Genomic DNA, 18,133 nt, shown 5'->3' with positions numbered 1-18,133 from the left:
ACCGTTTCCCGGTAATCAACATGGGCTGGCTAAAGTGGAGCGGTAATATGCAAAGTTATTTAGTCATATTCACAACCGCTTCAAAACAGCCCGTTTTACTCTGATGGTAAAGTCACTTCCCCCCTCGTCATCCTCGGCGAGAGATTCCCGCTTTCGCGGGAATGACGCTGGGGGTAGGGCCGTTGTCATATCACTTAGCGGGTGGTTGCGACCCGTTGTTTTTTCTGTTTCATGGCATAACCGATGCCAAGCACGACCAGCCATACGGGAATCAGCAGAACGGAAATCTGAATTCCCAGAGTGAGGAACATGATCACTAAAATTCCGGCCAGGAACAGCAGGCAAATATAATTGCCCAGCGGATAGAGCAGCGCTTTGAATTTAGTCTGCACGCCTTCCTGCTCTTTGGCTTTGCGGAATTTCAGGTGCGCCAGGCTGATCATGGCCCAGTTTATCACCAGTGCAGACACCACCAATGCCATCAGGAGTTTGAACGCTTTGCCCGGAATCAGGTAATTGATCAGAACGCACAGCGCAGTGGCGGCGGCAGAAATACCAATGGCAACAACGGGCACACCGCGTCTATCGACGGTTAACAGCGCTTTCGGGCCATTACCTTGCTTGGAAAGGCCGTAAAGCATACGGCTATTACAGTACACGCAGCTGTTGTAGACCGATAATGCTGCTGTCAACACCACAATGTTGAGGATGGTTGCCACGGCATTACTGTCGAGGTTGTGGAAAATCATGACAAACGGGCTTCCCCCTTCCACGACTTTTCCCCAAGAGTAGAGCGACAGCAGAATAGCCAGCGAGCCGATATAGAAGATCAGAATACGGTAGATGACCTGATTGGTAGCGCGCGGGATGCTGGTTTCCGGGTTATCCGCTTCTGCTGCGGTGATACCCACCAGTTCCAGGCCACCAAACGAGAACATGATGACCGCCATTGCCATCACCAGACTGTTGATGCCATTCGGGAAAAATCCGCCCTGCGCCCACAGGTTGGTCACCGTGGCTTCCGGTCCGCCATGACCGCTTAATAGCAGCCAGCCACCAAATACGATCATGCCGATAATTGCTACGACCTTGATGATGGCAAACCAGAATTCCATCTCACCGTATACTTTGACATTGGCGAGGTTAATGGCATTAATCACCAGGAAAAAGACGGTGGCAGAAACCCAGGTGGGAATATCAGGCCACCAGTATTGCACATAGATGCCCACAGCAGTCAGTTCAGCCATTGCGACCAGCACGTAGAGCACCCAATAGTTCCAGCCGGAAGCGAACCCAGCGAAATCACCCCAATATTTATAGGCAAAATGACTAAAAGAGCCTGCAACGGGTTCTTCGACGACCATCTCTCCCAATTGGCGCATGATGAGAAACGCAATAATACCGCCGATGGCATAGCCCAGCAGTACGGAAGGACCTGCCATTTTTATGGTGGCAGCAATCCCTAAAAACAGCCCAGTGCCGACGGCACCACCCAGGGTAATCAACTGAATATGAAGGTTTTTTAAGCCGCGTTTCAGCGTCCCGTCGTGTTGTTGACCATCCATTAATATAACCCTCTGTCAGAGTGCAGCAGACACGATGCGAATACTCGCGTCATTTTACGTTTGTGTAATTTTATTTTTACGGTGTTCATCAGATGAAAATACGCTGATGACTACCGTTTGTCAGAGAATAGTGATAGGCGAAACAGATTGCACTGATTTCTTGTCTTGATTTGTCGATCGGACCCACGAAAATACTGTCTGTGTACATTTTTAGACCAGCATTGAAACGACGGCTGCCTTCCCTGACATCCGAGCGATGTGCCACGACTTCTGCCATAAGCGACATGTCAAAGGGGGAATGCCGTCACGGTGATAAAGCCAGTGTAATTTTTTTGCTTAATGTATAGGTGTTGTAATTATTAAAAAATGCGAGATTTAATGAACGCTTTATGGAATACAATGGGCCGATAACATTACATCATGGTTTTTTTAATTACTTTTTTTACAGGAGTGTATTGACGCTATGCCTATTAAATTTAAACCGGTGGATGTTGATTTATTTATGGCTACCTATCAATCTCTTGGTAGGCAGAATAGAATAAGCCATGAGGCGTTGGACAAAATGGGGAAAGTGGCTAAGGAATTAGATTTTGCTACTAATGGTGTAGAGTTATTTAAACGAATGAATATCAGAGACCAGCATGATGTTGATAAAAAACTTGCACCCGTGTATGAGATGCTCACGAATCAGCACTCTAAACATTATGACAAGAAAAAAGAGAAAATAACTGAAATATCAGAGGCGTTAAAAAGGCGAATTACCAAAGATCACCAAGGTGAGAGACCACTATATCAGTCGTTATAAGAATAATCAAAATCAGATTTAAAATTGAAAAATCATTAATTGAAAAAGAAATTTTAAAACATACAGGGATCAAAACCCTTAATGTAGATAATGCTGATTTATTTAAACATATTGCGCGATGATGATGCTGAAACGGTAATAAAGAAAGCTAACAATAATTTGGCAGAAACCAAGAAAAATATCGTTTTCCTTTATAATCAACTTGGTGAAATTAAGCGCCATGCGCAGAAAAGAATGTCTGACCTGGATTATATTCTGCGTTTGGCGGTGGAAAACAAAATTTACAGCGCTAAAGATATTGGATGTGGACCCACCACATGGAAAGGTCACCTTATAGCGGATGCTTACGCCAAAAAATACTTTGGCACTCAACGGGTTTATGGCCGAAGAAAACATATCGAAAGAGAAATACCCAGCCTATATGGAAAGCAATGGCAGACCACCCTCATCGATTATTGTCATGCGCATGATGTATTGAAAGCGTATCAACATGCCTTGAAAAAAGAGACCCGTGATGGGGGGCTCTGGCCGAACGGTGCCGAGCGGCGTTGATGAGAAACATCATATATTCTATTGATTCGTATCATGCAAGGTACAGCACTTACACCAAGCATGCAGAAAAGACCGCCGATCACATAACCAATCTCAAGATGAAATCAATGGCCTATGACGTGGCGATTAACGATGTTAATCGTCAAATCGAGAGAGTAAAATTGATGGGGGATAGCTGATTTTTATCGGCAAAAGTGAGGAGGGTGATGATGTTGTGTATAGGTTTTTGTTGCTGAAAATATCACCATTCGGAAAAAGAAGAATGTTAACAATAAGTATCACCAGTTCCAGCGATATGGCCTTTATTTGATTTTTAATTTAAATAATGTGAATTTTTATTCATTTTATTGCAGGTTGAACGGTTCAGTATCGACTGATTCTCGTTTCATAAAAGTTAAAAGATTTATAGGGTTGAAGCCGCTACTTCCTAGTGAGTATAGAGTTTTGACCTAATCGGATCGTGCAATTGTTAAAATCTGGTGGAGAACATGATTTAGCGCAACGTCCGTATGGACAGAAGGTGAATACTTTGTTACTTTAGCGTCACGTTTTTGAAATTGGTATTACCAATTCACTCCGCGCACTTCGCAGAGAAACACTTACCATGGCCTATAGCAAGATCCGTCAGCCCAAACTGTCAGATGTGATTGAACAACAGCTGGAGTTTTTGATCCTCGAAGGAACCTTGCGCCCCGGTGAGAAACTCCCCCCGGAGCGCGAACTGGCGAAACAGTTTGATGTCTCCCGTCCTTCTTTGCGAGAAGCCATCCAACGTCTGGAGGCAAAAGGCCTGCTGCTGCGTCGTCAGGGTGGGGGAACGTTTGTCCAGAACAACCTGTGGCAAAGCGTGAGTGATCCGTTGTCGGAACTGCTGAGCACCCATCCTGAATCTCAATTTGATCTGCTGGAAACCCGTCATGCGCTGGAAGGCATTGCTGCCTACTACGCGGCGTTGCGTGGTACGGAAGAGGATTTCCAGCGCATCCGTGAGTGCCATACCCAGATTGAGCAGGCGCGTGCTTCGGGCGATCTGGTCGCGGAGTCGGAAGCCGTTATGCATTATCAAGTGGCTGTCACAGAAGCAACGCACAATGTGGTTTTGCTACATTTGCTACGCTGTATGGGACCGTTACTGGAACAGAACGTGCGACAGAATTTTGAATTGTTATACCTGAGCCGAGAAGTTCTGGCCCAAGTAAGCAGTCATCGCGCCGGGATTTTTGAAGCGATTGTCGCTCGCGAACCTGAAAAGGCACGCGAAGCGTCGCATCGTCATCTGGCGTTTATTGAGGAAGTACTGCTGGATCTTAACCGGGAACATAGCCGAAGAGAGCGTTCGCTACGTCGGCTCCAGCAACGCAAAGATTGAGCGCTCTGATTGGGGCGTTGAACGCGTAAATGACGAGATTGGACCTGTCTTACTGTGCTTTGACTACTGTCGATGATACGGCAGCCGTCGGTGATATGACGACAATGGCAGAGTACAGCAAGACAGGCTCCAGAAAATTAACTGATTAGAAACAGATAAGGAATACACCATGTCAGAACGTTTGAATAATGACGTGGATCCGATCGAAACTCGCGACTGGCTACAGGCGATCGAATCGGTTATCCGTGAAGAGGGTGTTGAACGTGCGCAATACCTGATCGATCAGGTATTGTCAGAAGCGCGCAAGGGTGGCGTAAACGTAGGGACAGGCAGTGCCGTTAGCAACTACGTAAACACCATTGCTGTGGAAGACGAATCCGCCTATCCGGGTAACCTGGACCTTGAGCGCCGCATTCGTTCCGCTATTCGTTGGAACGCCATCATGACCGTGCTGCGCGCGTCCAAGAAAGATCTGGAACTGGGTGGCCACATGGCGTCCTTCCAGTCTTCCGCGACCTTCTACGAAGTGTGCTTTAACCATTTCTTCCGTGCACGCAGTGCACAGGATGGCGGCGATCTGGTGTATTTCCAGGGCCATATCTCTCCGGGCATCTACGCGCGTGCCTTCCTGGAAGGGCGTCTGACCGAAGATCAGATGAACAACTTCCGTCAGGAAGTACACGGCCAGGGGCTTTCCTCTTATCCGCACCCGAAATTGATGCCGACCTTCTGGCAGTTCCCGACCGTATCCATGGGTCTGGGCCCGATCGGTGCTATTTATCAGGCTAAGCTCCTGAAATACCTGGAAAACCGTGGTCTGAAAGACACGTCAAAACAAACCGTTTACGCCTTCCTGGGCGACGGTGAAATGGATGAGCCGGAATCCAAGGGTGCTATCACCATAGCAACCCGCGAGAAACTGGACAACCTGGTTTTCGTTATCAACTGTAATCTGCAACGTCTGGACGGACCGGTTACTGGTAATGGCAAGATCATCAACGAGCTGGAAGGTATCTTTGGTGGTGCTGGCTGGCAAGTGATCAAAGTTATGTGGGGCGAGCGTTGGGACGAGCTGCTGCGTAAAGACACCAGCGGTAAACTGGTCCAACTGATGAACGAAACCGTTGACGGTGACTATCAGACGTTCAAATCCAAAAACGGTGCCTACGTGCGTGAGCACTTCTTCGGCAAGTACCCGGAAACGGCTGCGCTGGTTGCCGACTGGAGCGACGATCAGATTTGGGCCCTCAACCGCGGTGGTCACGATCCGAAGAAAGTCTTTGCTGCACTGAAAAAAGCGCAAGACACCAGAGGCAAACCGACCGTTATTCTGGCGCACACCATCAAAGGTTATGGTATGGGTGATGCGGCAGAAGGCAAAAACATCGCTCACCAGGTCAAGAAAGTTAACATGGACGGCGTGCGTTACTTCCGCGACCGCTTCAATGTGCCGGTGGCTGATGCTGACATCGAAAAACTGCCGTTCATCACTTTCGACAAAGATTCTGATGAATACAAATACCTGCATGAGCGCCGTCAGGCTCTGGGTGGTTACCTGCCGTCTCGTCAGCCGAATTTTGACGAGAAACTGGAACTGCCGACGCTGGAAGACTTCAGCTCTCTGCTGGAAGAACAAACCAAAGAAATCTCCACCACCATCGCCTTTGTGCGTGCTCTGAACGTGATGCTGAAGAACAAGTCGATCAAAGATCGTCTGGTTCCGATCATCGCTGACGAAGCGCGTACCTTCGGTATGGAAGGTCTGTTCCGCCAGATCGGTATCTACAGCCCGAACGGCCAGCAGTACACCCCGCAGGACCGTGAGCAGGTGGCTTACTACAGAGAAGACCTGAAAGGTCAGATCTTGCAGGAAGGCATCAACGAACTGGGTGCAGGCTCATCCTGGCTGGCGGCGGCAACGTCTTACAGCACCAACAACCTGCCGATGATCCCGTTCTACATCTACTACTCCATGTTCGGGTTCCAACGCATTGGCGACCTGTGCTGGGCAGCGGGTGACCAACAGGCACGCGGCTTCCTGGTCGGCGGTACTTCTGGCCGCACCACGCTGAACGGCGAAGGTTTGCAGCACGAAGATGGTCACAGCCACATTCAGTCGCTGACCATCCCGAACTGTATTTCCTACGATCCGTCCTTCGCTTACGAAGTGGCTGTGATTATGCAGGACGGTCTGGAGCGCATGTACGGTGAAGCGCAGGAAAACGTCTACTATTACATCACCACGCTGAACGAAAACTACCACATGCCAGGCATGCCGCAAGGCGCGGAAGAAGGTATCCGTAAGGGTATCTACAAACTGGAAACGGTAGCGGGCGCGAAAGGCAAGGTTCAGTTGCTGGGCTCGAGTTCTATCCTGCGTCACGTTCGCGAAGCGGCACAGATTCTGGCTAACGACTACGGCATCGGTTCCGATGTTTACAGCGTGACCTCCTTCACGGAACTGGCACGCGATGGTCAAGACTGCGAACGCTGGAACATGCTGCACCCGACCGACGCACCGCGCGTACCGTACATCGCTCAGGTGATGAACGATGCACCGGCTGTTGCGTCCACTGACTACATGAAACTGTTCGCCGAGCAGGTACGTACTTACGTTCCGGCCAGCGATTACCGCGTACTGGGTACTGATGGCTTCGGTCGTTCCGACAGCCGTGAAAACCTGCGTCACCACTTCGAAGTGGACGCTTCCTACGTAGTAGTTGCCGCACTGGGTGAATTGGCTAAACGCGGTGAAGTTGAAGCTTCTGTGGTGGCTGAAGCCATCAAGAAATTCAACATCGATCCTGAAAAAGTTAACCCGCGCTTAGCATAAGAGGGAAAGAGTAATGGCTATCGAAATCAACGTACCGGATATCGGTGCAGATGAAGTTGAAGTCACCGAGGTGATGGTGAAGGTGGGCGACAAAGTAGAAGCTGAACAGTCGCTGATCACCGTGGAAGGCGACAAAGCCTCCATGGAAGTGCCTTCTCTTCAGGCTGGCGTGGTTAAAGAGATTAAAGTGGCTGTCGGCGATAAAGTGGCGACGGGCAAACTGATCATGGTCTTCGAAGCTGAGGGTGCGGCAACTGCTGCAGCGGCTCCGGCGGAAACCAAACCTGCTGCGCCTGCCCCTGCGGCAGCCGCCAGCGCGGCGAAAGAAGTGGCCGTGCCGGATATCGGTGGCGACGAAGTTGAAGTCACTGAAGTGATGGTGAAAGTCGGCGACAAAATTGCCGCTGAACAATCTCTGATCACCGTAGAAGGCGACAAAACCTCTATGGAAGTTCCGGCACCGTTCGCGGGCACCGTGAAAGAGATCAAAGTCAGCACTGGCGACAAAGTGAAAACCGGCTCGCTGATCATGGTGTTTGAAGTGGAAGGCGCTGCGCCTGCTGCTCCGGCCGCCAAACAAGAAGCCGCGCCGGCAGCGCAACCGGCGAAAGCCGCTGCACCTGCACCGGCTGCTGCCAAGGCAGACGCTAAAGGCGAATTCGCTGAAAACGATGCTTACGTTCACGCAACGCCGGTCATCCGCCGTCTGGCGCGTGAGTTCGGCGTAAACCTGGTGAAAGTGAAGGGCAGCGGCCGTAAAGGTCGTATCCTGCGCGAAGACATCCAGGCTTATGTGAAAGACGCGGTTAAACGGGCTGAATCCGCACCTGCTGCGGGCGCTGCGACCGGTGGTTCTCTGCCGGGTCTGCTACCGTGGCCGAAAGTGGACTTCAGCAAGTTCGGTGAAGTGGAAGAAGTTGAACTGGGTCGCATCCAGAAGCTCTCTGGTGCCAACCTGAGCCGTAACTGGGTGGTTATCCCGCACGTTACGCACTTCGACAAAACCGATATCACCGATCTGGAAGCGTTCCGTAAACAGCAGAACGTAGAAGCGGAAAAACGCAAACTTGACGTGAAGATCACCCCTGTGGTGTTCATCATGAAAGCTGTTGCGACTGCGCTTGAGCAGATGCCGCGTTTCAACAGCTCGCTGTCTGAAGATGCTCAACGTCTGACGCTGAAGAAATACATCAACATCGGTGTTGCCGTTGATATGCCGAATGGTCTGGTGGTTCCGGTGTTTAAAGACGTGAACAAGAAAGGCATCATCGAGCTGTCTCGCGAGCTGATGGCTATCTCCAAGAAAGCCCGTGACGGCAAGCTGACTGCGGGCGAAATGCAGGGTGGTTGCTTCACTATTTCCAGCATTGGTGGCCTCGGTACCACGCACTTCGCGCCGATCGTTAACGCGCCGGAAGTGGCTATCCTGGGTGTGTCCAAGTCTGCGATGGAACTGGTCTGGAATGGTAAAGAGTTTACGCCGTGTCTGATGATGCCGATCTCTCTGTCCTTCGACCACCGTGTCATTGACGGTGCTGATGGTGCTCGCTTTATCACCATCATCAACAACACCTTGTCTGACATCCGCCGCCTGGTGATGTAATCGAAAAAGCCGGTCTTACGGTCGGCTTTTTTCTGATAAGCTGCTATTTGCTACAGCTGTCAGTGATTAAGGACACATCGTTAGTCGCTTGTTGTTTCAAAATTGTTAACGATTTTGTAAACTACAGCGGTAAAAGACACGTCCCGGTGGAAGAGGGCGTTAAGACTCAATAATCATGACGTCACAGACTCGCCGGAAATCAATTAAGAGGTCATGATGAATACAGAAATTAAAGCTCAGGTAGTGGTACTGGGTGCTGGCCCTGCGGGTTACTCTGCGGCGTTCCGCTGCGCGGACCTGGGGCTGGAAACCGTACTGGTAGAGCGCTACTCCACGCTGGGTGGTGTGTGTCTGAACTTGGGCTGTATCCCTTCTAAAGCGTTGCTGCACGTAGCAAAAGTTATCGAAGAAGCGAAAGCGCTGGCGGAGCACGGTATCGTGTTTGGCGAACCGCAAACCGACATCGACAAGATCCGTCTGTGGAAAGAGAAAGTTATCAACCAGTTGACGGGCGGTCTGGCCGGTATGGCGAAAGGCCGTAAAGTGAAAGTGGTCAACGGTCTGGGTAAATTTACCGGTGCGAATACGCTGGAAGTTGACGGTGCCGAAGGCAAAACCGTGATCAACTTTGATAACGCAATCATCGCCGCCGGTTCTCGTCCGATTCAACTGCCGTTTATTCCTCATGATGACCCGCGCGTGTGGGATTCCACCGATGCGCTGGAACTGAAAAGCGTTCCGGGACCTCTGCTGGTCATGGGTGGCGGTATTATCGGCCTGGAAATGGGCACCGTGTACTATGCGCTGGGTTCTCAGATCGATGTGGTTGAAATGTTCGATCAGGTGATCCCGGCTGCGGATAAAGACATCGTTAAAGTCTTCACCAAGCGCATCAGCAAGAAATTCAACCTGATGCTGGAAACCAAAGTCACGGCGGTAGAAGCCAAAGAAGATGGTATCTACGTCTCGATGGAAGGCAAGAAAGCCCCTGCTGAACCGCAGCGTTATGACGCGGTGCTGGTGGCTATCGGCCGTGTGCCGAACGGTAAAAACCTCGATGCAGGAAAAGCGGGTGTTGAAGTTGATGAGCGTGGCTTTATCCACGTTGACAAACAATTGCGTACCAACGTGCCGCACATTTACGCTATCGGCGATATCGTCGGTCAGCCGATGCTGGCGCACAAAGGCGTACATGAAGGTCACGTGGCCGCTGAAGTTATCGCGGGCAAAAAATACTACTTCGATCCGAAAGTGATCCCGTCGATTGCCTACACCGAACCGGAAGTGGCATGGGTTGGTCTGACAGAGAAAGAAGCGAAAGAGAAAGGTATCAGCTTCGAAACGGCGACCTTCCCGTGGGCGGCGTCTGGCCGTGCCATCGCTTCTGACTGCGCGGACGGCATGACCAAGCTGATTTTCGACAAAGAAACGCACCGTGTTATTGGTGGCGCGATTGTCGGTACCAACGGCGGCGAGCTGCTGGGTGAAATCGGTCTGGCGATCGAAATGGGCTGTGATGCTGAAGACATCGCGCTGACCATTCACGCTCACCCGACGCTGCACGAATCTGTTGGCCTGGCGGCTGAAGTGTTCAAAGGCAGCATCACCGACCTGCCGAACCCGAAAGCGAAGAAAAAATAAGTTTTCAGGTTTGCAGGCATGAAAATCCGGCGCTTAGGCGCCGGATTTTTTTTATCTCTGTTTTATCCCCGACAAAAGCTAGCACGCTAACACTTTTTACTTTTCCTGCTATACATAGAAAATCAAAACGGTATTTTAAAAACAGGTCAGGTTGATTGAGGAAAAGAGATGGCAATCATCAAATGGGCAATCATGGGCACCGGCACCATTGCGAAAAGCTTCGCACAGGGGCTGTGCCAGTTAGCGGATGCAGAGCTTTATGCCGTAGGCTCGCGTTCTTTGCAACATGCCGAACAGTTTGGCGAGCGTTTTCCCGCGCAGAAATACTACGGCAGCTATGAGGCGTTGGTTAGCGATCCCGATGTCGACGTGGTATACATTGCCACCCCCAATAGCGCCCATAAAGACAATATCTTGTTATGTCTGAATCACGCTAAATCAGTGCTATGCGAAAAGCCGTTTACCCTGAATCGTCATGAAACCGCAGAGGTAATCCGTGTCGCGCGCGAAAAAAATCTTTTTCTGATGGAAGGCATGTGGACGCGCTTCTTCCCGGTTTACCGACAAGTTCGTGAATGGCTTGATGCCGATGCTATCTGCCCGGTGCGTATGGTCAGCGCTGATTTCGGTTTTCGCCGTGAAGGGCCAGCCGAAGATCGTAAAGTGGGCTTGCATCGCGGCGGCGGCGCACTAATGGATGTCGGGGTTTACCCCATCTCGTTTGCATCCTGGGTTTTCCGGCAGGTTCCATCCACGATCACCGGCGTTGCCAGCCTGTACGAAACGGTTGTGGATGATCTTTCTGCCATGACGCTGCTCTACCCGGATGGACAAGTGGCGGTGTTGTCCTGCTCGATCAACACCCCGACGCAAAAAGAAGCGCGGATTATCGGTAATAAGGGGACCATCGTTATACCCGAATTATCTAAAGCGACCTCCGCCACGCTGGCGGTGATAGGCGAAGCACCCGTCACGGTAACCTTCCCGCTTGAAGGCAATGGCTATAACTATCAGGCAGCCGCTGTCATGGCATGTTTGCGCGCAGGCAAAACCGAATGCGAACTGATGCCGCTTGATGAGAGTCTGGCGATTTTGGCGTGCGGCGGCAGTGTCGATTGTGTTTCCGGGGGAGAGATAAGCTTCTCATATTGTGGTGCATGCACGTTTATTTCTTCTCTTCGCTTTTACAATCAATTCATAAAAAGAAACGGTGTTTTATTTTAAGGGCTATTATCATGCGCATTTCGGTACGCTTCTGTGCTGCGCTTATGGCGGCGTGTTTCTGTAGTGCTTCAGCGATGGCGAACGACATGACTTACCAAATGTCCGCGGTAAACGAAGAAGGGTTGCCGGTGTTTTATCCCAAACTTAAACAGCAGCTCACCTATCCGGGATCCTGGCTGTCAGGCAATGAGAAGGATTTCGCTGTTTGGAAAACCGAGGCGCGCCAGAAACTGCGGGCGATGTTGCTGACGCCAGATTTTGCGCCAGCGACAATTGAGCGCGAAGAGCGAGATGGCTATGTCACTGAGAAGGTGGTATTCAATATCACCGATCAAAGCCGGGTGGCGGGACTGCTGTTAACACCCAAAACGCCGGGGCCGCATCCGGCGATCATCTTGTTGCACGATCACGGCTCGAAGTTTGATATCGGCAAAGAGAAGATGATCAAGCCGTGGGGCAACGCCGAGAAACTGGCATCGGCACAGGCGTGGGCCGATAAATTTTTCACCGGGCGTTTTGTCGGTGACGAGTTGGCGAAACGCGGCTATGTGGTGTTGGCGGTGGATGCTATCGGTTGGGGAGATCGCGGTCCGCTGAAGTATGAGCAGCAACAGGCGCTGGCGAGCAACTTCTTTAATCTTGGTCGCTCACTGGCGGGCGAGATGGCGTATGAAGATATGCGCGCTACCGATTTTCTTGCTTCGCTCAAGCAGGTGGATGCCAAACGTGTTGGCGTCGTTGGGTTCTCGATGGGGGCTTACCGCGCCTGGCAGCTGGCAGCGCTTTCCGACAAGGTGGTAGCAACGGCCGCCGTTTCGTGGATTGGCACCTATGACGGGCTAATGACGCCGGGCAATAACGTTCTGCGTGGTCAGTCTGCGTTCTATATGTTGCACCCCGGTTTGCCTGCTCAATTTGATTTTCCCGATGTGGCAAGTGTCGCGGCACCTAATCCTATGCTATTCTTTAACGGTGGCAAAGATAAGCTGTTCCCGGAAAGCGCGGTACAAGGTGCCTACGATAAGATGCACCGTGTGTGGAAATCACAAGACGCCGACAACAAGCTGGAAACCAAAATGTGGCCAGAATTGGGGCACGTGTTCTATCAGGAACAGCAGGCGGAAGTGTTTGATTGGCTAGATCGCTACTTAATGCCAAAACCGTAATATCACAGGCGCGGGGCACATCACCGCGCTTCAGAGTGATGACAAAGTCACTTCCCCTCTCGTCATCCTAGGCGAAAGCCGGCGACCTCTATGAGAATAAACGCGTTTATTCAGCAAGAGATTCCCGCCTTCGCGGGAATGACGGTGGGAGTAGGGCAGTTTGTCAGTAACCACAGGCGCGGGGCACATTACCGCGCCTGTGGTTGTGCTTTCGCTGTTAGTTGAGCAACAGCTGATTCAGATACGCGATATCGCCCGGTTTATTTGGCGCACAGCTTGCCTGAATCTGTGCAACATCAAGCTGCGGCAGCGACTGGATGTTTTGTCGCAGTTTGGCGATAAGATCTGTCTTGCGGGCCACGGTTTGTTGGCGAGTGACCGTCACTGTAAGGCTTTCACCGTCTGTCAGGTGCAGCGTCACACGGTGAAAGCGCGCGCCAGCGTCAGTTCTCCTTCTAACAGTCCCGCTGCAATCACATACTCGAGGCTGAAGCGTCCCTCCATGCCGATGGTAGCTTTATGAATAAATGGGGCAACGTCTCCGCCGGGGGGAACGCAACGGTAATATTCTCAACGCGGGCGATCAGCGAATTGATATCACCGTGCTGCGCCAGCCATTGTTGGCGTAGTGCAAAAGCGGCTTCCCCTGCGCTGTGTGTGCCGCCACAGGTGGGATAGCTTTTAAATTCCAGACCGGGCGTGACAATACGCCAGGGCATACCCCAGTTTTCACTCAATTTCTCCGAGTGCTGCTGCCCGTCGCCGTGTGATGACAGAAAATCATCCAGTACCTGCGCGGCGTTTCCACTAAACCCCGCCAATGCCAGTTTGGTGGCGGTTAACCCGGCACGGGCAGCCAAGCCAGCGTGCAGCGGTTTTACCGCCGGCCCAAACTGCGCACGCAACCCTGCCGCCTGCGTTGCCGCCAGACCGAGGATGTTCTGTGTTTGTGTTACCGAAGCGCCGAGTAAGCGTGCAGCGGCAACCGCGCCCAGCGTCGCGGTATTGTGATAGCCGAGACCGTAGTGGCGTGCGCCCGCTGCGAGCCCGATGCGCACGGCAACTTCTACGCCAATCACATAGGCGGCGAGAAAATCTGCTTTACGCACACGTGTGTCTTCGGCGCTCAGCGCAAATAATGCAGGCAGAATCACCGTGCTTGGATGGCCGTGAAAAGCGGGGTGGTAGTCATCAAAATCGAGCGCATGCCCCACATAACCCAATATCACACTGCGCGTCAGGCTGTCCGAGGCGGAAAACACTTGACGCAGCGGCGTCAGATTGCTGTCGTGAATGGCACCTTGGGCAATGGGGAGGGCGGTGGCGACAAAATCCATTACGCCATCGCGCGCGGCGTTGAGCGCGGCAGTATCCGGTATGGTGTTAACTATGTGATGAGCGAGTGTGGCGGTGATATCGTGCGATGTGTTCATTTAAAAAAGGCAATCAAGTGAATACATGAATGCATGTGGTTATTGTTGAAAGCTCCGCACGCTGTATAGCGCAAATTCTGCATTTGCATTGCATTACGCTCAGAAACGGTCTTTGAGCTTTCCCGGCGTGATGCCAAAGGCACGGCGAAATGCCGTAGAGAAGTTGGCCGGGCTGTTATAACCCGCGATATGGGCGGCCTGCGCGATACCCAGTCCTTCTTTTTGCATGGCGACCATGGCGCGTTGCAGTCGGTTGCGGCGCAGGTACTCAAACACGCTCATATTAAACGTCTGACGAAAATGGCGCTGTAAGGTGCTTTCACTCATGTTGACCTGTTTGGCGATCTCTTCCATCGACAGTTGATCTGCCGCCCCACTTTCGAGCATATCGCGAACTTCCTGCATCCGATGGTAGATTCGCAGTGGTACACGCGCATTTTTTTCTTGTACAGTGCTCAGCAATGAGCTGAAGGCTTCAACAATCAGGCTCAGGCATTGGGATTCTAATTGCAAACACTGCAACGGTGTCGAGCAGGGATCTGAATTGAGGATCTGCATGGCGATCGCCATCGCCTGGCGTGACGGCATCCAGTGATGCACGGCTAGATGCGTCTGGGTGAAGTCATAGAGGGTGCGCCACTCATCAATGGAGTCCAAAAGATTGCCGTACAACCACTCGCGGCTAAAGGTGAGCGACAGGGTGCGTTCGTACTCATCGCGCTTGCCGGTGCGGGTGAACAGCACCGGAGACATCAGCGACACGGGCTGCGCCTTATTGAGATGCAACTGCTGGTGGTCATAGCTGACCTGTGCCTGCACGTTGACCACGATAGCCAGTTTGATCGCATCTTCCAACTGACCCTGGGTTTTCATGTTGTGCAAATTGATCACATCAGCGGTGTGCAAAATCAGGTGGCGATTGAGCGGCATCACGCTAAAGCTGCCGTACAGCACGGGTGTTTCATCAATCAATTGCGGCCCGACAAAGCGGTACTGGTTTGAGACCAGACTGAATTGTTGAACGATATGATCTTTGTAAATCGCCTTGGAGGATGGAACGCTGCTGTGCACGAGTCTCTATCACCTATGGTTAACATGGTCTTTTACCATCCATATTGGCGCTTATGCAAAAGACTTTGCGTCTGGCGCAAACCCTTTCCAGAAGCACAAATGTAACAATGTCCGCGTCAAATTGGTAATGCAAATACTTCTCGGTAACATTTTCGTCTTTATGATGTCGGATTACGGCAACTAGAGTGGCGCATGCCTGACAAGCGGAGAGGGTAACGCCATACAGAAGACCATGACGCACTGCGCACCTTCCCGATAAACCGCCGCTCCCGCCGGTTTTCTCTCCGACTTCGACAACTATTTTCCGATGCCACCCATGTGCACATTTGCCATGGTCGAGGGCATTTTTCTTACTTATGACAGCATTACAGGGCGACTCTGATGAAAAAACGATTTTCCCGCCACACTCTGGCGACCTTGATCGGTGCCAGCTGTGGCGCTGCGTCTTTGCTGGTTTCAGCGCAGGCAGCAACTCCCACTGAAGCAGAACAGAACAGCGGCGATACCATGGTCGTGACGGCGGCGGAACAAACCCGTCAGGCACCGGGCGTGTCGGTCATCACCCGGGAAGATATCCAGCGTCGTCCGCCAGCGAACGATCTCTCAGAGATCATCCGTACCATGCCGGGCGTCACTGACCGGTAACTCCACCAGTGGCTCGCGCGGTAACAACCGCCAGATCGACATTCGCGGCATGGGGCCAGAGAACACCCTGATTCTGATCGATGGCAAACCGGTTTCCAGCCGCGCATCTGTACGCTATGGCTGGCGCGGTGAGCGCGATACCCGCGGTGACACCAACTGGGTCCCGAGCAATATGGTTGAGCGCATCGAAGTACTGCGTGGCCCGGCGACTGCTCGCTACGGCAACGGCGCTGCGGGTGGCGTGGTGAATATTATCACCAAGCAGCCTACCGATGAGTGGCACGGCGCGTGGAACAGCTATATGAGCTTCCCTGAGCACAAATCAGAAACGGCCACCAAGCGTACCGATTTTAATCTGATGGGCGGCCTGACCGATACCCTGAGCATGCGTCTGTATGGTAACTACAGCAAAACGCAGGCCGACGCCTGGGATATCAACTCTGATCATCAGCTATCGCCGAAAGCCGCTATTCCTGCCGGGCGTGAAGGGGTTCGTAATAAAGATATCAACGGTCTTTTGCGTTGAGAATTCATGCCGCAGCAGACATTGGAGTTTGAAGCGGGGGCCAGTCGCCAAGGTAATATCTATGCGGGCGACACAGAGAACAACAACGGCAAAGCAGATACCCAGTCGCTGTACGGTCAGGAAACTAACCGTATGTACCGTCAGAAATATGCGGTGACCCATCGTGGTTATTGGGATAGTGGCGTAAGCACGCTGTCTTACCTGCAATATGAAAGAACCCAGAACACGCGTATTGATGAACCTACCTCCGGCGGCCCTGCGGGACGTCCGGTACCGAATAAGCCGTACAGCACCATCAAGCTAGATGCATACACCGCCCATAGTGAAATGAATATTCCGTTTGAGGCGCTGTTTAATCAAACGGCGACAGTGGGCTTGGAATGGGTTGAACAGAAGATGCAAGACCCTTCCTCCAATAACCAAGCAACAGATGAAGGCGGAAGCATCGGTACTATTGCGGATACTAACCGCAGCCATGATATTTCTGCACGTATCGCTTCCGTATTCGTCGAAGACAACATCGAAGTCACCGATAGCACCATGCTGACACCAGCACTGCGTCTCGATCATCACAGCATGGTGGGAACCAATTGGAGCCCGTCGCTGAATCTGTCACAGCAATTGGGCGAGGACTTTACCCTTAAAATGGGCATCGCGCGTGCCTATAAAGCTCCGAACCTTTATCAACTGAACCCTAATTATCTGCTGTATAGTCGTGGTAATGGTTGCAATGGTGCGGGCTCGTGCTACTTAATGGGGCGTGACGATCTCAGCGCGGAGACTAGCGTCAATAAAGAAATTGGGCTTGAGTTTAAACGTAATGGCTATCAAGCGGGTGTGACCTATTTCCGCAATGATTACCGCAATAAGATTGAATCTGGTGTTACCAAGATTGGTAATGCTGTCGGTGGAAGTACGACAGGAAGCACAGCGAAGTATGCCAATGCGAACATTTTCCAATGGGAAAAAGTACCTAAAGCGTTGTTGGAAGGGTTGGAAGGTTCTTTGACAGTACCTGTAACGGAAACCATCAGTTGGAATAACAACATTACCTGGATGCTGCGTTCTGAAAACAAAACTACAGGCGAATACCTGTCGATTACGCCAGAATTTACGCTGAATTCCTCTGTTAGTTGGCTGGCAACTGACGATCTCTCTTTCCTGGGCAAAATGACCTGGTATGGACGTCAGAAACCGAAGAAATATAACTATCAGGGCACGCCAGTGGCATCCATTCCGCTGACTGCTGCGTATGATACCAATGAAGTCAGCCCCTATGCTGTATTCGGTTTAAGTTCAACGTATAAAGTGAATAAGAATTTGAGCATTACTGGTGGAGTGGATAATTTGCTGGATAAACGTCAATTCCGTAAAGGAAACGCTCAATCACTGACCAGTACGGATGATAATACGGCTGTGACTTCAATCAGTACCTACGGCGCAGGCGCAGCCACCTTTAACGAACCGGGTCATACCTTCTATGTAAGCGTCAACACCTCGTTCTAAGGGATATAAAAACCAAACCCCCCGCGCGTGCGAAACGCGCAGGGGGTTAATGAGATGGTCACCCCCACCCTGTAGCGGTACGCTGACAGGGTGTTTTTCTTTCAGGAGAGGCCATCATGAAAAATGTTGTACTTATTGGTATCTATCTCGGCAAGCACGCTTTTCATGTTCACTCTCAAGATAGGTTGGGTAAC

General features: G+C 51.5%; 10 protein-coding genes and 2 pseudogenes. 9 read left to right on the top strand and 3 right to left on the bottom strand.

All coding sequences use genetic code 11. The annotated features are described in order from the left end of the window. Positions 1-194: 194 nt before the first annotated feature. On the bottom strand, positions 195-1,565 hold the full coding sequence (locus tag CS369_RS15780) for an amino acid permease (RefSeq protein ID WP_196907849.1): 1,371 nt from the start codon (positions 1,563-1,565) through the stop codon (positions 195-197). A gap of 463 nt (positions 1,566-2,028) precedes the next feature. Between CS369_RS15780 and CS369_RS15775 the strand changes: the two genes are divergently transcribed. From CS369_RS15775 to CS369_RS15740, 8 genes are all read left to right on the top strand, one after another. Continuing rightward, complete coding sequence (locus tag CS369_RS15775; protein ID WP_196907848.1) at positions 2,029-2,370, top strand: hypothetical protein; 342 nt, start codon at positions 2,029-2,031, stop codon at positions 2,368-2,370. 90 nt (positions 2,371-2,460) lie between these two features. Next, complete coding sequence (locus tag CS369_RS15770; protein ID WP_196907847.1) at positions 2,461-2,922, top strand: hypothetical protein; 462 nt, start codon at positions 2,461-2,463, stop codon at positions 2,920-2,922. 604 nt (positions 2,923-3,526) lie between these two features. Beyond that, positions 3,527-4,291 carry a pyruvate dehydrogenase complex transcriptional repressor PdhR gene (gene pdhR, locus CS369_RS15765; RefSeq protein WP_196907846.1) on the top strand — a complete coding sequence of 255 codons (765 nt, stop codon included), beginning with the start codon at positions 3,527-3,529 and terminating at the stop codon, positions 4,289-4,291. 169 nt (positions 4,292-4,460) lie between these two features. After that, positions 4,461-7,124 (top strand): pyruvate dehydrogenase (acetyl-transferring), homodimeric type, encoded by a 2,664-nt coding sequence (gene aceE / locus CS369_RS15760; RefSeq protein WP_196907845.1) that lies wholly within the window; start codon positions 4,461-4,463, stop codon positions 7,122-7,124. Positions 7,125-7,137: 13 nt separating this feature from the next. Beyond that, on the top strand, positions 7,138-8,727 hold the full coding sequence (aceF, locus tag CS369_RS15755) for a pyruvate dehydrogenase complex dihydrolipoyllysine-residue acetyltransferase (protein WP_196907844.1): 1,590 nt from the start codon (positions 7,138-7,140) through the stop codon (positions 8,725-8,727). A 216-nt stretch (positions 8,728-8,943) separates the two neighbouring features. Further along, on the top strand, positions 8,944-10,368 hold the full coding sequence (gene lpdA / locus CS369_RS15750) for a dihydrolipoyl dehydrogenase (protein WP_196907850.1): 1,425 nt from the start codon (positions 8,944-8,946) through the stop codon (positions 10,366-10,368). 168 nt (positions 10,369-10,536) lie between these two features. Continuing rightward, positions 10,537-11,592: a Gfo/Idh/MocA family protein gene (locus CS369_RS15745; protein ID WP_196907843.1), complete on the top strand. Its 1,056-nt coding sequence runs from the start codon at positions 10,537-10,539 to the stop codon at positions 11,590-11,592. An 11-nt stretch (positions 11,593-11,603) separates the two neighbouring features. Then, complete coding sequence (locus tag CS369_RS15740) at positions 11,604-12,758, top strand: dienelactone hydrolase family protein (RefSeq protein ID WP_196907842.1); 1,155 nt, start codon at positions 11,604-11,606, stop codon at positions 12,756-12,758. 217 nt (positions 12,759-12,975) lie between these two features. On the opposite strand, the pseudogene CS369_RS15735 reads toward CS369_RS15740, so the two are convergent. Together CS369_RS15735 and CS369_RS15730 are read right to left on the bottom strand one after the other, a co-directional pair. Then, positions 12,976-14,191: pseudogene (locus CS369_RS15735) on the bottom strand (MmgE/PrpD family protein). A 99-nt stretch (positions 14,192-14,290) separates the two neighbouring features. Next, the gene (locus tag CS369_RS15730; protein ID WP_196907841.1) at positions 14,291-15,262 is read right to left on the bottom strand and encodes an AraC family transcriptional regulator; all 972 of its coding nucleotides are present in this window, start codon (positions 15,260-15,262) and stop codon (positions 14,291-14,293) included. Between the two features lie 381 nt (positions 15,263-15,643). Here CS369_RS15730 and CS369_RS15725 point away from each other — a divergent pair. After that, positions 15,644-17,939: pseudogene (locus CS369_RS15725) on the top strand (TonB-dependent siderophore receptor). The last annotated feature ends 194 nt before the right edge of the window (positions 17,940-18,133 follow it).

It is taken from the genome of Candidatus Symbiopectobacterium sp. 'North America' (genome assembly GCF_015762685.1).
Taxonomy (GTDB): domain Bacteria; phylum Pseudomonadota; class Gammaproteobacteria; order Enterobacterales; family Enterobacteriaceae; genus Symbiopectobacterium.
Note: the sequence above shows the minus strand (reverse complement) of the source record. Positions and strands in the feature narration are given on the sequence as shown.

Excerpts from the sequence above, each read along its gene's own strand:
- lpdA (WP_196907850.1), top strand. The coding sequence starts at position 8,944 with ATGAATACAGAAATTAAAGCTCAGGTAGTGGTACTGGGTGCTGGCCCT.
- CS369_RS15780 (WP_196907849.1), bottom strand. The coding sequence starts at position 1,565 with ATGGATGGTCAACAACACGACGGGACGCTGAAACGCGGCTTAAAAAAC.
- CS369_RS15745 (WP_196907843.1), top strand. The coding sequence starts at position 10,537 with ATGGCAATCATCAAATGGGCAATCATGGGCACCGGCACCATTGCGAAA.
- CS369_RS15740 (WP_196907842.1), top strand. The coding sequence starts at position 11,604 with ATGCGCATTTCGGTACGCTTCTGTGCTGCGCTTATGGCGGCGTGTTTC.
- CS369_RS15775 (WP_196907848.1), top strand. The coding sequence starts at position 2,029 with ATGCCTATTAAATTTAAACCGGTGGATGTTGATTTATTTATGGCTACC.
- pdhR (WP_196907846.1), top strand. The coding sequence starts at position 3,527 with ATGGCCTATAGCAAGATCCGTCAGCCCAAACTGTCAGATGTGATTGAA.
- aceF (WP_196907844.1), top strand. The coding sequence starts at position 7,138 with ATGGCTATCGAAATCAACGTACCGGATATCGGTGCAGATGAAGTTGAA.
- CS369_RS15770 (WP_196907847.1), top strand. The coding sequence starts at position 2,461 with ATGCTGATTTATTTAAACATATTGCGCGATGATGATGCTGAAACGGTA.
- aceE (WP_196907845.1), top strand. The coding sequence starts at position 4,461 with ATGTCAGAACGTTTGAATAATGACGTGGATCCGATCGAAACTCGCGAC.